A 12,788-nucleotide genomic window follows, 5' to 3' on the forward strand; every position below is an offset into this window, starting at 1 on the left:
CGAGACCGCGCCGATGTGGCACCAGGCGTGTGCAATCGGGCGGGGCTCCACAACGATATAGTTGGGCACGTGACTGAACCCGCAGGTAATCCCCACGCCCATGTCCCCGGCATGCCCGTCGTCGCCGTCATCGGTGCCGGCCAGCTGGCCAGGATGATGCAGACCGAGGCGATTGAAGTCGGTCAGTCGATACGCCTGCTCGCCGGGGCGACCGACTCCTCGGCTGCCCAGGTCGCCGCCGACGTCATCATCGGTGACTACACCGACCTCGAGGACCTGCGCCGGGCCGTCGACGGTGCGGACGCCGTCACCTTCGACCACGAGCACGTGCCCACCGAACACCTGCGCACGCTCATCAGTGAGGGAGTCAACGTCCAGCCCGGCCCAGACGCACTGGTCAACGCGCAGGACAAACTGGTCATGCGCAAGCGGCTGCGGGAGATCGGGGCGCCGGTCCCGCCGTTCGCGGCTATCGAATCGGTCGAGGACGCGGAGGCGTTTTTCGACGCCGTCGACGGCGCCGTCTGCCTCAAGGCCCGGCGTGGCGGCTACGACGGGCACGGGGTGTGGTTCCCGAAGGACCGCGGTGAGGTGGGCGCGCTCGTCGCAAAGCTGCTGGAGGCGGGGACCCCGCTCATGGCGGAGAAGAAGGTCACGCTGGTCCGCGAGCTGTCCGCGATGGTGGCGCGCACGCCGTCCGGTGAGGTCGCCCCGTGGCCGGTGGTGGAGTCGGTGCAGACCGACGGCATCTGCACCGAGGCCGTCGCGCCGGCGCCCGGACTGTCGGAGCAGCTGGCACAACGCGCCCGGCAGCTGGCCGTCACCATCGCCGAGGAACTGGGCGTCACCGGCGTGCTGGCCGTGGAGCTCTTCGAGTTCGAGGACGCCAACGGCCAGGCCGACATCGCCGTCAACGAGCTGGCGATGCGCCCGCACAACACCGGCCACTGGACCCAGGACGGCTGCGTGACCAGCCAGTTCGAGCAGCACCTGCGCGCCGTGCTGGACTACCCGCTCGGGTCTGTGGACACGACCGCGCCGGTGACCGTCATGGCCAACGTCCTCGGCGGCGACACCGACCCGGCCGAGCCGATGGGCCGACGCATGGCGCAGGTGTGGCAACGATTCCCCCAGGCCAAGATCCACCTCTACGGCAAGACCCACCGCCCGGGGCGCAAGATCGGGCACGTCAACCTCTCCGGCGACGACGTCGAACAGACGCGTATCGACGCCCGCGCCGCCGCCCACTACCTCGTCCACGGCCGCTGGGCCTGACCTCATCCACCACCAAGGAGCAGTAATGAACCCTCTCGTCGGCCTGATCATGGGCTCCGACTCGGACTGGCCCACCGTCGAACCCGCCGCCGAGGTGCTCGCCGAGTTCGGCGTGCCCTTCGAGGTCGGCGTCGTCTCCGCGCACCGCACCCCCGAGAAGATGCTCGCCTACGCCACGTCCGCCCACGAGCGCGGACTGAAGACCATCATCGCCTGCGCCGGCGGCGCCGCCCACCTGCCCGGCATGGTCGCCGCGGCCACCCCGCTGCCGGTCATCGGCGTGCCACGCGCCCTGAAGGACCTCGACGGCCTGGATTCCCTCCTGTCGATCGTCCAGATGCCGGGCGGCGTCCCGGTGGCCACGGTCTCCATCGGCGGCGCCAAGAACGCCGGCCTGCTGGCGGTGCGCATCCTATCCGCGGGCGACGACACCCTCGTGCAGAAGATGGCCGACTACCAGGAGCGCATGGCCGCCGAGGTGGAGCGCAAGGACGAGAACCTGCGCCGCACGCTGCTGGGGGAGTAGCCCGCGAAAAGCATAAATCGTTGCCGATGCGTCCCGGCGAGGGTATGCAGGGGGCATGTCTACATTCGCCATTGAGAACCCCAACACCGGCACGTCGGAGGACACCTTCGACCGTTTCGACGACTCCGAGCGCGACGCCCTCCTCGACCGCTCCACCGCGGCGTTCCAGGAGTGGAGAAAGACCTCCATCGATGAGCGGGCGGCCATTCTCCGCCGCACCGCCGAACTGTACCGGGAGAAGAAGTCCGATCTCGCCGACCACATCGGGCGCGAGATGGGCAAGCTGCTCCCGCAGGGCGAGGGCGAGGTGGACGTCGTCGCCGCCATCTACGAGTGGTACGCCGACCACGCCCACGAGCTGCTCGCCGACAAGGAGCTCGAGCCCCAGGGCGCGACCCGCAGCTTCGTCCGCAAGGATCCCCTAGGCACGATCCTGGGCATCATGCCGTGGAACTTCCCCTACTACCAGGTGGCCCGCTGGGCGGCGCCGAACCTGCTGCTGGGCAACGCGCTGGTGCTCAAGCACGCGTCGATCTGCCCGCTGTCGTCCCAGGCCTGCGAGGACATCCTCGTGGAGGCCGGGCTGCCGGAGGACGTGTTCATCAACGTCTACGCCTCCGGTTCGCAGATGGACGCGTTCGTCGCGGACCCGCGGGTCGCGGGTGTCTCCCTGACCGGTTCCGAGCAGGCCGGTGCCGCGGTGGCCAAGACCGCCGGCGAGCACTACAAGAAGTCCCTGCTGGAGCTCGGCGGCAATGACCCGTTCGTCGTCCTCGACGACGAGAATCTCGACGGCGTGCTCTCCCTCTACGTCGGCGCCCGGATGGCCAACACCGGCCAGGCCTGCAACGCCCCGAAGCGGCTCATCGTCCTCGACGAGTTCTACGACCGGGCGAGGGAGATCCTCGTCGAGAAGATCGGTGCCCTGACCGTCGGTGGTTACGACGACGCCAACGCCGACGTGGGGCCGCTGTCCTCCATCGACGCGCGGGACGAGGTCGCCGAGCGCCTGGCCAAGGCTTCTGATGCCGGCGAGATCACCATCGCCGTGGGTGGCAAGAAGGTCGACCGAGACGGCGCCTTCTACGAGCCGACCCTGCTCACCGACGTCGACCCCACCTCAGACGTGGGTTGCAACGAGGTCTTCGGGCCCGTCGCCATCCTCTACCGGGCCAAGGACGTGGAGGACGCGGTGCGGATCGCCAACGACACCGACTACGGCCTGGGCAGCTACGTCTTCGGCCATGACCTGGACCAGGCACAGGAGGTCGCCTCGCGGATGGAGGCCGGCATGACCTACATCAACGAGCCGGGCACCACCCTGCCCGGCCTGCCCTTCGGCGGCATCGGCCGCTCGGGCTACGGCCGGGAGCTGGCGGAGTGGGGCGTCGGCGAGTTCGTCAACGACCACCTCTTCCGCGTCAGCGACCCCCGCTAGAACCCGCCGGCCATCACCCGGCCGCCGACGACCGTCGCGGTGACCGAGACCTCCTCGATCGCCTCGGGCGCCACGGTGAAGATGTCCTCGGACAGCACCGTGAAGTCGGCGAGCTTGCCGTGTGCCAGGGAACCCTTGTCGTTCTCCTGGTGCACGGCTTTCGCGCTTCCGACGGTGTAGGCACGGACGGCCTGCTCGACGGTGATGCGTTCCTCGGGCACGAAGTCGCGCCCCTTGGCCGTCGTCCGGTTGACCAGGGCGGCGATGTTGAGGATCGGGTCGGCGGCGACAACGGGGGCATCAGTGCTGCCGGCCATCTCGACCCCCTGGTCGAGGAAGCCCTTCGCCCGGTACACCAGGGGCAGTCGCTTCTCACCGACGGCCTCAATGACGCCGTCACCGAGTTCGGGGATGAACCGGCCCTGCGGTACGACCGTGAGGCCGAGTTCCCGGATGCGGGCGATCTGCTCGTCGCTGACGACGGAGACGTGCTCGAGGCGGTGGCGGGCGTCGTCACGGGGGGAATGCTCTGTGCCTCCGCGATGATGTCCAGGATGGTGTCCACCGCGGCGTCGCCAATCGCGTGGACGGCGAGCTGCCAGCCGGCGAGGTGGGCGCCGATGAGGCGCTCGCGCAGCATGGTGTCGGGGAACTGCAGGTAGCGCGGTTTTCGGTGCCCTCAGCGAGGTCGGCGGCGTAGTCGCAGCACATGAACGCGGAGCGGCCGATGAGGGAGCCGTCGGAGAGGACCTTCGTCGGGCCGATGCGCAGCTGGTCGTCGCCCATGCCGGTGCGCAGGCCGAGGTCGAGGGTGAACAGCCGGTGGCCGTCGACCTCCGTCTCGCCGAGTTCGTGGAGGGTGGTCAGGTACGGCATGACGGTGGCGCGGACGCCGAGACGGCCGGAGTCGCGGGCGATCTGGTAGCCGGCGAGATCGAAACGCGAGATGCCGATGTGGTCGGGTGCGCCGATGCCCGGTTCGGTGATCGAGGTGATTCCCAGGTCGAGGACCTGCTGCGAGCCGGTGGCGATGATGTCCGCCACATCATCGGCGGTGGGCACCGGAATATGGTCGGTGACGATCGACTTCGCCGTCTCCTGCAGCAGGCCCTGCGCCCGGCCGTCACCGTCGGTGGGCACGTCGCCGCCCTCGGGGGAGGGGACGTCCCGGCGCTCCGGTAGCCCGCGATCTCGAATGCCTTCGTGTTGGCCACACCCATCTGTCGGGAGTTGTGCACCAGGTAGACGGGATGCCCGTGGCTGACCTTGTCCAGCTCCTCCGCCGTCGGGTGCGCGCCGAGGTAGTTCTGGTCGTAGCCCTGCCCGATGACCCACGTGCCCTCGTCGGCGTCCTGCGCGTACTCGTCGACCGCCGCGAGCAGATCCTCCATCGTCTCCACCACGGCGGGCCGCAGATCCACCTGCAGCGCCGCCTGCCCGAGCAGACTCAGGTGTAGGTGCGCGTCATGGAAACCGGGCACGACGGTGGCACCGCCTAGATCGTGGACCTCGGCGAACATCTCCCGGGGCAGCTCATCATCGAGGCTGATGATCCGCCCCTGGTGCACGCCGATGGCCGTGGCCTCCGGTCGAGCCGGGTCCTGCGTGTGGAATCGACCGTTGACAAAGAGTGCATCGAAGTTCATGCCTTCCACTGTGCCACCGATCCCTAGACTGGGAGCACCATGCCCATCCTCATCCTCGGGTCCCGCCCCGGCCCCATCCTCGAATCCCGCCTGGTCCGGGCGCTCCCGCTTATCGACGCCCCCTCCCTCACCGTCGTCTCCGGCCGCGGCGAAGCAGGGCTCATGGCCAGGTGGCTGGTGGCCCAGGGTGTCCCTGCTGATCTGGTGCTCGAGGAACCCGACGCCACCAGCACGAACGAGAACCTGGAGAACGCTCAGGCCCTGCTCCCGGACACCGTGGTGTGGACCGTGGTGACCAGCGAATTTCACCTCTGGCGCACCCGTCTGTGGGCCTGGCACCTGGGCATCCCGATCGAGGTGGCCACCGCCCGGACCCCGGTGCGTGACCGACCGCTCATGCTGCTGCGGGAATCCGTCGCCCTGCCCCACTCGGCGCTCCGGATCGCGTGGCGGAGGCTGCTGCGACGCCTGGGGCGCTGACAGACGTGAAACCCCAATTCGGCTTCACCAATCAATCGAGAGGGCCGTCCGTGCTACTCGATTGATTGGTGAAGTCGAATTGGGGTCGGCCCGGTCATTACGGCCCCATAGGGTCCCCAATTTTGGGGGTGAAGTGCGAGAATCTGACCTGTTCAAGGCATGGAAACTCGGTTACGATCAGCGCAACGGCCAGGTACGGAACCTGCCGGGGATCGCCAGCGGTGCTGCCACCGCCCTCCTTTAGTGGATCGGCCCCCGGAGGTCCCTATCTGGCCGTTTTTTCGGGCAGGACGTGCAGGGGAACGCCCCGCTGTCGGTGAAAGCTGAGTGGTGAGGCATGACGAAGATGCCCAGTGGGATGGCACAGTCTTCGGAGTGCCGTATCTGATGCCACACTGCGTGCAGAAATTCCGGATAAGTGTATTCGTCTCCCCATTCAGTCCGTTTGGGCCACACTGCCGCCCGAAGGAATCCGCCGTACATGTCAGCTGCCTGACTCTCCAGGTACTGTGTTGCCGAAACCCATTCCAAACCTGCCAACAAATAGGTGGGGATCTTCGGGTCGTCTTCGAACGTGCTCCCACGCAGGTATGCTTCTGTTGTTCTGTGGTCGTGTCTGCGCACATGACCGTAGCGGATGTGTACCGGGGTGGGGTGACCCTGCCAATTCTGCGCCGCCCAGAGGATGGACTTGAACATCTTTCCGGCAACGTAGTTATAGAAGAGCGTTAGATCGTTGGCGAAACCGGCGTGTTGCAACTGCTTCTTGTCTGCGTAAACGTAGAGGACGCGTACGTTGTCCACCGCCCCCAGGACCTCTGCGGCATGACGTCGGCGGTCATGCGTTTTCCCGGCCTCTTTCCACGACATCGGCCGATCATCTGGAACGTGAAAATCTTTTCGAAGCAGAGAAACCGCCTGGCGGAGGTGAGGCGCGTGGGTCTGGCTCACGAGAACCGCAGCCATGCCGAAAATGGGACTGGACTGGGGAGACATTCCCCGGTCACCGGTCTCATCGATGTAGGCGTAGAGATGGCCCTGTATGGTCCGCATGTTCGCCATCCTATCGTGTGCTCCACCATGCGATTCAATTGTTTCACAAGCCTGTGCGAAACTGTGCGGGCCGGGATAGATGGCCTTTTCGGCGTAACGGGTGATGCAGCCATGCGGCCAATCCGCATTGGCTTGGCCCCTGTCTGTCGAGGCCGGTGGCCCTTGTGGCTTCGTGCTGAACAGGTCGCCATTTCAGGTCCGGTAGTGCCAGTCCTGAGCCCTGACATCCCAAAAACCCCAATTCGACTTGACCAATCAATCGAGAGAGCTGACCGGGCTACTCGATTGATTGGTGAAGTCGAATTGGGGTATGTGAGCAGGGGCATTCGAGGGGTCCTGGGAGTCCGCCTCTCGATTGATGCCCTTTCCCGAATGCCCCTTCGCCTACAGCGTCGTCGTCCAGGTCAGCGGGCTGGAGAAGAAACCGCCGGAGTATTCGACCTGGTACTCACCCGGGGTGCCGTCGGTGTCGAAGCAGACGGTGCCGTCGGTCGCACCGCCGGGGGCGAGCTCCGCGGATTCGAGGTTCTTGATGTCCAGGCCGGTGAAGGTGGTGTCGGCGATGACACCGTTGGGCTTGTGCAGCTTGAAGTCGAACTGCGAGAAATGCTTCGACGAGTCACCTTCGTTGAGGTAGGCGACGTCCGAGCAGATGTACTGGCCGAGGACGTCGCTGGCGAAGCGGAGGTTGGAGACGGTCACGGCCACGTCGCCGGATCGGGCGGTCTCTCCGACGGGGACATCGGTGGCGGGATCGGTCTCTTCTGCCGGAGCCTCCTCAACCGGGGCCTCCTCCTGTTCGGCGACGGGAGCGACAGTGTCGACCGGGGCAGCCTCGGATGTGGTCGATCTCCGCGGTGGTGGTCTCGTCGGAGTCGCCGCCGGTGATCATGCCGCCGACGACGAGAACCGCGAGGATACCGACGATCCACGGCCACTTCTTCTTTTTCTTCGGCTGCTCGACCGGCACGGCCTGGTACTGGCCGGGCTGACCGGGCTGACCCGCCTGGAACGGCTGGCCTGCGCCGTAGGGGTTCTGGCCGGAATGCTGAGTGGTGTTCATGAATGGAGGCTCCTTGCCTGGCTGGCCACCCGAGTTGGTGACACCCCTGAAGCTACGAGCCGGCCCCGACATGACCTCCGGAAATATGGTTCATGTGTTCGATAATGGACATAAACTACATCGTTGTCATTTCACGTCGTAGGTCAGTTCCATGAACTGGCTGAGTTCCCGGTGGCCGGCAAGCGTCAGGCGGGAGCTGTCGATCAGGCGGGGGAGGGTCGGCCGGCCGGCGGGGAGGAAGACCGGCGCCATGGTGAGGATGATCCGGTCGAGGGCGCCGGCGTCGAAGAACTGGCCGACGAGGTCGCCGCCGCCCATGACCCAGATGGTCTCGGCGGTGTCCCGGATGAGGGGAAGGTTTTCGGTCACCGGCCCGTTGAGCAGGCGGACGTGGGTGTCCGGTGGGACGGGCAGGTCGCGGGTGGTGAACACCCAGATGGGGGTCGCCGTACTGGGTGGTCAGGTCCTGTGGGGAGTCGAGGGCGTCGAGGAGCCACTGGTAGGTGGTGGAGCCCATGACCAGGGCGTCGATGTCGGTGAGGAAGGACTGGATGTCGGTGGCTGCGGCGTCGGAGCCGGGGACGTCGAAAAGCCATTGCAGGGAGTCGTGGTCGTCGGCGAGGTACCCGTTGAGGGTGGCTGCGGCGTTGTAGATGACCGGCATGGGGCCAGCCTAGCGGCGCCACACCCACCAGGTGAGGCCGAGGAAGAATGCCGCGAGCAGTGCAGGCCACACGGCGGGTTCCGGGGAGAACACGTTGACCACGGCCTGGAGGACGGCGAGGAAGGCGAAGAAGCCGACGAATCCGAGCAGGGTCTCGTGCTGCAGTTTCCGCCGCTGCGGTCGGGAGTTGTCGGGTGTCATCTAGGCCTTGACACCGCCCGCGGTGAGGCCGGAGACGATGCGGCGCTGGAAGATGAGCACCATGATGATCAGCGGGATGGTCACCAGGGCGCCGGCGGCCATGATGGAGGCGTACGGGTACTCGAACGCGCTGGGTCCGGAGAAGCGGGCGATGGCGACGGTGACGGGTTCGGTGGCGGTGGTGGACAGCTGGCGGGCGAGCATGAACTCGTTCCACGTGGCGATGAACGCGAGGATCGCTGTGGTGAACAGCGCCGGGGCCGCCAGGGGGAGGAGGACGAGACGGAAGGCCTGGCCGCGGGAGGCGCCGTCGACACGCGCGGCCTCCTCGAGTTCCCAGGGCAGCTGTCGGAAGAAGGACACCAGGGTGTAGATGGTCAGCGGCAGGGCGAAGGAGATGTTGGGGATGATCATCGCCTGGTAGGTGCCGATCCAGTTGAGGTCGCCGAACAGCTGGAACAGCGGGGTGACCAGGGCGATGCCGGGGAACATGGAGGCGGCGAGGATGATGCCGGTGACGATGCCCTTGCCGGGGAACTCCAGCCGGGCCAGCGCGTAGGCGGTGAAGACGCCGACCGCGACGGCGAGGGCGGTGGTGGTCACGCTGATGATGAGCGAGTTGCCGATGGCGCCGAGGAAGTCGTTGCCCTTGTCGGTGGCCAGCGCGTCGCGGAAGTTCTGCAGCGTGATGTGGGTGGGCCACGGGGTGGTGTCGAAGGTGTAGCGCTGGTCGCGCAGCGCGACGACGACCATCCAGTAGAACGGGGCCAGGCCCCAGAACATGATGAAGATGACGCCCAGGTAGTGGCCGATCATGGACCGCGTTGCCTTGCTCATGCGGGGACCTCCTGCTTTTCTTCTTCCGCTGCTGCTTTACGACGCCGCCCCATCCCCGGCACCTTCCGTTTCTTCAGGCCCCGCTGCCCGGAGATGTCGGCGCCCAGGAAGCGGATCATGATGAACGCGACCGCGAAGATGAGCAGGAAGATGAGGGTGGACAGGGCGGAGGCCGAGTTGAAGTTGTTCTGGCGCATGTCCTCGACGACCAGCTGCGAGATGGTGGCGGTGGGGGAGTTGGAGGAGGAGGAGATCATGATGACCGGCAGGTCGTACATGCGCAGGGCGTCGAGGGTACGGAACAGGACCGCCACCATGAGCGCGGGTTTGACCAGGGGCATGGTGATCTGGATGAACTGCTGCCAGCGGTTGGCGCCGTCGACACGCGCGGCCTCGTAGACGTCCTTGGGGATCATCTGCAGGCCGGCGAGGATGAGCAGCGCCATGAACGGGGCGGTCTTCCACACGTCCGCGATGATGACCGCCGACCGCGCCGCCCAGGGGTCTGTCGTCCAGCTGACGTCGAGCCCGAACAACTCGTTGATGATGCCGCGGTCGGCGAAGATGAACTGCCACAGCTTCGCCGTCACGGCGGTGGGGATGGCCCACGGGATGAGCACGGCGGCGCGGACGAGACCGCGGCCCTTGTACTCGCCGTTCATGATCAGGGCCATGATCATGCCGAGGATGGTCTCCAGGAGGACGGTGACCACGGTGAAGAACAGGGTGATGCGCACGGCCGGCCAGAAGTCGGTGGCCAGGACACCGGGGGGACAGACGGTGACGTTGCCGCTGGGTGACATGCACCGGTTGGTCAGCCAGTAGAGGTAGTGGTCCAGGCCCGCGAACCCGCCTTCGACGAACACGCCGGTGTCCGGGTCGAGTCGCCGGTCGGCCTGGAACGACAGGTAGATGGCCCGGATGATCGGGTAGCCGATGACGACGGCGAGGACACCCAATGCCGGGGCGATCAGCCAGGCCGCGGTGCGGGTCTGTCTGGCTCGTGTGAGCATCACGAGACTCCTTTTTGCTCTGGGAGTGGAAAGCACGAAAACCTGCCCGGTGGAGGGGCAGGTTTCACATGGCGACTGGTGCTAGCCGGTGGCGTTCTCGATCGCGGCCTTCATGTCGGCGGTCGCGTCATCGACGGACTTGCCGGAGGTCAGGGCAGCGTAGGCGTTGTCCTGGACGGCCTTGGAGATCTCGGTGTAGAAGGGGGAGACCGGACGCGGGGCGGCGTTCTCCAGGGACTCCTTCAGGGCCGGCAGGTACGGGAACTGCTCGACCAGGGACTCGTCGTCGTAGATGGAGGCGAGCACCGGCGGGAAGGAGGACTCGGCGAAGGAGGTCTGGTTCTCCTCGCTGATGATGAACTCGATGAAGTCACGCGCGGTGGCCTTGTTCTCGGAGTTCACGTTGATGCCGTTGTTGTAGCCACCGAGGGTGGAGACACCGACACCGTCCTGGCCGACGAGCGGCTGGACCTCGAACTTGCCCGCGACCTCGGAGTTCTCCTCTTCGGCGTTGGTGAACATGTACGGCCAGTTGACGGCGTACGCGGTGTCACCGGCGACGAAGGCGAGGTTGGTCTCCTCCTCCGTGGCGGAGGTGGAGGCCTGGGCGATGGTGCCGTTCTCGTAGCCGTCGACCAGGGCCTGCAGGCCGGCCTTGGACTCGTCGGAGTCGACGGTCACGTTGCCGTCGTCGTCGAGGACGTTGCCGCCCCAGCCCTCCATGAAGCCCACGGTGTTGACGGTCAGGCCCTCGTACTGCTTGAGCTGCAGGGTCAGGCAGTCCACGTCAGCGGCTTCTGCGTCAGCACAGGAAGCCTCGAGCTCGGCCCAGTTGGTTGGGGCCTCCGGGATGATCTCGGTGTTGCGGAACAGCAGCTGGCCGTTGGTGTTCTGCGGCAGCGCGTAGAGGGTGTCGTTGTAGGTGGCGGACTCCACGGTGGACTCCAGCAGGCCGGAGGTGTCGACCTCGAGCTCACCTGTCAGCGGGGCCAGCCACTGGTTGGCGGCGAAGTCCGCGGTCCAGATGACGTCGAGGGCCATGACGTCGTAGTCGGAGTTGCCGGCCTGCAGCGACTGGACGAGGGTCTCGCGCTGGGCGTCGGCCTCACCGGCGAGCTCGGAGAGGGTGACCTCCTCGTCCGGGTGCTCGGCGTTCCAGGCCTCGATGATCGGGATGATCTTGTCGGTGTCGTTCTTGCCCATGGCGAAGGTGATGGGGCCGCGGCCCTCTTCGCCGTCGCCGGCCGCTTCAGTCTCGGTCTCGGTGGCGGTCGCCGTGGCGGTGTCGGTGGTGTCTGCGCCGTCGCCGTCGCCGTTGGAATCAGCGGTACAACCGGCGAGGGCCACGGTGCTGATGAGCGCGGTGGCGGCCAGCGTGCGACCGGACTTGCGGGTGAGGGAGATCTTCATCTTCGGTACACCTTTCGGAAGTGTGAGGTGTCTTCAATCTAGTGACCTGCGTTATACCCGCGGGGGAAAATCGATCTTCGCCACCGCATATTAACCCCTTGCGGGGGTGAAACTTCGCAAAGCTTCACCAGTTGGAGACCGAACCGGTTCACACCCGCGGTGCGACACCGATCCGCTCGCCCGTCTCCGGGTGGAAACGGTGGGCCAGGTCCGGGTTGAATGCCAGGCGCACCGTGTCGCCGTGGGCGGGGATGTCCGTGCTCTCCAGGCGGGCCACCAGGCGCACGCCCTCGGAGGTGGCGTAGACATAGGACTCCGAGCCGAGCTCCTCGATGAGGTCGACGGTGCCCTCCTTGCGGACCCAGCCGGGCGGGGTGTCGGCGGCGTCGATAAGCCGCATCGCCTCGGGGCGGACGCCGAGGGTCTCGCGGCCGTCGGGGCCGGGGAACAGGTTCATGGCCGGGGAGCCGATGAAGCCGGCGACGAACTCGTTGACCGGGGCGCTGTAGAGCTCGCGTGGGGGAGCGACCTGCTGGAGAATGCCGTCCTTGAGCACCGCGACGCGGTCGCCCATTGTCATCGCCTCCACCTGGTCGTGCGTGACGTAGACCGTCGTGGTGCCCAGGCGACGCTGCAGCGCCGCCAGCTCCGCACGCGTCTGCACACGCAGCTTCGCGTCCAGGTTCGACAGCGGCTCATCCATGAGGAAGACCTTCGGATCCCGCACGATCGCCCGCCCCATGGCCACGCGCTGACGCTGACCACCCGACAGGTCCTTCGGCTTACGGTCGAGAAACTCCGTCAGACCCAGCATCTCCGCGGCGCGGTTGACGCGCTCATCGATCTCCGCCGCCGGCAACTTCGCCAGCTTCAGCGCGAAGCCCATGTTCTTGGCCACCGACAGATGCGGGTACAGTGCGTAGTTCTGGAACACCATCGCGATGTCCCGGTCACCCGGTTCGATACCCGTGACGTCCTTGCCGTCAATGCTGATCGTCCCCGAATCCACCGCCTCCAGCCCGGCCAACGCTCGGAGAGTGGTGGACTTGCCGCAGCCCGACGGGCCGACCAGGACGAGGAACTCCCCGTCCGCGATCTCCAGATCCAGCTCCTTGACGGTCGGGCGCTCAGCCCCCGGGTAGCGGATCGAGACGGAATCAAATGTGACCGTTGCCATGTGAG

At 66.5% G+C, this 12,788-nt stretch carries 15 protein-coding genes and 1 pseudogene; 4 read left to right on the forward strand and 12 right to left on the reverse strand.

Annotated elements, in window-relative coordinates; all coding sequences use genetic code 11:
* Window positions 1-111: 111 nt before the first annotated feature.
* Genes QP029_RS06745 through QP029_RS06755 form a run of 3 tightly spaced genes read left to right on the forward strand, consistent with a single transcriptional unit; the run spans window position 112 to window position 3,239 of the window.
* Complete coding sequence (locus QP029_RS06745; protein ID WP_284876176.1) at window positions 112-1,275, forward strand: 5-(carboxyamino)imidazole ribonucleotide synthase; 1,164 nt, start codon at window positions 112-114, stop codon at window positions 1,273-1,275.
* A gap of 25 nt (window positions 1,276-1,300) precedes the next feature.
* A complete protein-coding gene (gene purE, locus QP029_RS06750) occupies window positions 1,301-1,801 on the forward strand; it encodes a 5-(carboxyamino)imidazole ribonucleotide mutase (RefSeq protein ID WP_284876037.1) in 501 nt (166 codons plus the stop codon).
* Between the two features lie 55 nt (window positions 1,802-1,856).
* Window positions 1,857-3,239, forward strand: coding sequence for an NAD-dependent succinate-semialdehyde dehydrogenase (locus tag QP029_RS06755; protein ID WP_284876038.1), 1,383 nt, complete (start codon window positions 1,857-1,859; stop codon window positions 3,237-3,239).
* Here the strand turns inward: QP029_RS06755 and QP029_RS06760 are convergent.
* The 3 genes and pseudogenes from QP029_RS06760 to QP029_RS14275 all read right to left on the reverse strand — a co-directional run.
* Window positions 3,236-3,841, reverse strand: coding sequence for an amidohydrolase family protein (locus QP029_RS06760; protein WP_349293725.1), 606 nt, complete (start codon window positions 3,839-3,841; stop codon window positions 3,236-3,238). The two genes, QP029_RS06755 and QP029_RS06760, sit on opposite strands and share 4 nt — an antisense overlap.
* Window positions 3,753-4,379: an amidohydrolase family protein gene (locus tag QP029_RS06765; protein WP_284876039.1), complete on the reverse strand. Its 627-nt coding sequence runs from the start codon at window positions 4,377-4,379 to the stop codon at window positions 3,753-3,755. The genes QP029_RS06760 and QP029_RS06765 overlap by 89 nt, the downstream gene beginning before the upstream one ends.
* 77 nt (window positions 4,380-4,456) lie before the next feature.
* A pseudogene (locus QP029_RS14275) lies at window positions 4,457-4,885 on the reverse strand (amidohydrolase family protein); the annotation flags it as partial.
* 39 nt (window positions 4,886-4,924) lie between these two features.
* On the opposite strand from QP029_RS14275, the gene QP029_RS06775 reads away from it, so the two are divergent.
* Window positions 4,925-5,365: a YdcF family protein gene (locus tag QP029_RS06775; RefSeq protein WP_284876041.1), complete on the forward strand. Its 441-nt coding sequence runs from the start codon at window positions 4,925-4,927 to the stop codon at window positions 5,363-5,365.
* 240 nt (window positions 5,366-5,605) lie between these two features.
* On the opposite strand, the gene QP029_RS06780 is transcribed toward QP029_RS06775, so the two are convergent.
* From QP029_RS06780 to QP029_RS06820, 9 genes are all read right to left on the reverse strand, one after another.
* On the reverse strand, window positions 5,606-6,418 hold the full coding sequence (locus QP029_RS06780) for a DUF3800 domain-containing protein (RefSeq protein WP_284876042.1): 813 nt from the start codon (window positions 6,416-6,418) through the stop codon (window positions 5,606-5,608).
* Window positions 6,419-6,802: 384 nt separating this feature from the next.
* Window positions 6,803-7,120: a DUF4352 domain-containing protein gene (locus tag QP029_RS06785; protein ID WP_284876043.1), complete on the reverse strand. Its 318-nt coding sequence runs from the start codon at window positions 7,118-7,120 to the stop codon at window positions 6,803-6,805.
* A 76-nt stretch (window positions 7,121-7,196) separates the two neighbouring features.
* Window positions 7,197-7,481, reverse strand: coding sequence for a hypothetical protein (locus QP029_RS06790; RefSeq protein ID WP_284876044.1), 285 nt, complete (start codon window positions 7,479-7,481; stop codon window positions 7,197-7,199).
* Window positions 7,482-7,607: 126 nt separating this feature from the next.
* Entirely contained in the window at window positions 7,608-7,913 is a 306-nt protein-coding gene (locus QP029_RS14210; protein WP_349293720.1) for a dihydrofolate reductase family protein, read from the reverse strand.
* A 241-nt stretch (window positions 7,914-8,154) separates the two neighbouring features.
* On the reverse strand, window positions 8,155-8,346 hold the full coding sequence (locus QP029_RS06800; RefSeq protein WP_284876045.1) for a hypothetical protein: 192 nt from the start codon (window positions 8,344-8,346) through the stop codon (window positions 8,155-8,157).
* Entirely contained in the window at window positions 8,347-9,183 is an 837-nt protein-coding gene (locus QP029_RS06805; RefSeq protein WP_284876046.1) for a carbohydrate ABC transporter permease, read from the reverse strand.
* Window positions 9,180-10,196 (reverse strand): carbohydrate ABC transporter permease, encoded by a 1,017-nt coding sequence (locus QP029_RS06810; protein WP_284876047.1) that lies wholly within the window; start codon window positions 10,194-10,196, stop codon window positions 9,180-9,182. Before QP029_RS06810 ends, QP029_RS06805 begins: the two co-directional genes overlap by 4 nt.
* 81 nt (window positions 10,197-10,277) lie before the next feature.
* Window positions 10,278-11,606: an ABC transporter substrate-binding protein gene (locus QP029_RS06815; protein WP_284876048.1), complete on the reverse strand. Its 1,329-nt coding sequence runs from the start codon at window positions 11,604-11,606 to the stop codon at window positions 10,278-10,280.
* A 148-nt stretch (window positions 11,607-11,754) separates the two neighbouring features.
* Window positions 11,755-12,783 carry an ABC transporter ATP-binding protein gene (locus QP029_RS06820; protein ID WP_284876049.1) on the reverse strand — a complete coding sequence of 343 codons (1,029 nt, stop codon included), beginning with the start codon at window positions 12,781-12,783 and terminating at the stop codon, window positions 11,755-11,757.
* Window positions 12,784-12,788 lie beyond the last annotated feature (5 nt).

The sequence above is a fragment of the Corynebacterium suedekumii genome (genome assembly GCF_030252185.1).
Lineage (GTDB): Bacteria > Actinomycetota > Actinomycetes > Mycobacteriales > Mycobacteriaceae > Corynebacterium > Corynebacterium suedekumii.

Bases quoted from the DNA above. Each gene is read 5' to 3' on its own strand.
- QP029_RS06810 (WP_284876047.1), bottom strand. From the start codon at position 10,196: ATGCTCACACGAGCCAGACAGACCCGCACCGCGGCCTGGCTGATCGCC.
- QP029_RS06815 (WP_284876048.1), bottom strand. From the start codon at position 11,606: ATGAAGATCTCCCTCACCCGCAAGTCCGGTCGCACGCTGGCCGCCACC.
- QP029_RS06745 (WP_284876176.1), top strand. From the start codon at position 112: ATGCCCGTCGTCGCCGTCATCGGTGCCGGCCAGCTGGCCAGGATGATG.
- QP029_RS06820 (WP_284876049.1), bottom strand. From the start codon at position 12,783: ATGGCAACGGTCACATTTGATTCCGTCTCGATCCGCTACCCGGGGGCT.
- purE (WP_284876037.1), top strand. From the start codon at position 1,301: ATGAACCCTCTCGTCGGCCTGATCATGGGCTCCGACTCGGACTGGCCC.
- QP029_RS06790 (WP_284876044.1), bottom strand. From the start codon at position 7,481: ATGAACACCACTCAGCATTCCGGCCAGAACCCCTACGGCGCAGGCCAG.
- QP029_RS06780 (WP_284876042.1), bottom strand. From the start codon at position 6,418: ATGCGGACCATACAGGGCCATCTCTACGCCTACATCGATGAGACCGGT.
- QP029_RS06805 (WP_284876046.1), bottom strand. From the start codon at position 9,183: ATGAGCAAGGCAACGCGGTCCATGATCGGCCACTACCTGGGCGTCATC.
- QP029_RS06755 (WP_284876038.1), top strand. From the start codon at position 1,857: ATGTCTACATTCGCCATTGAGAACCCCAACACCGGCACGTCGGAGGAC.
- QP029_RS06800 (WP_284876045.1), bottom strand. From the start codon at position 8,346: ATGACACCCGACAACTCCCGACCGCAGCGGCGGAAACTGCAGCACGAG.
- QP029_RS06775 (WP_284876041.1), top strand. From the start codon at position 4,925: ATGCCCATCCTCATCCTCGGGTCCCGCCCCGGCCCCATCCTCGAATCC.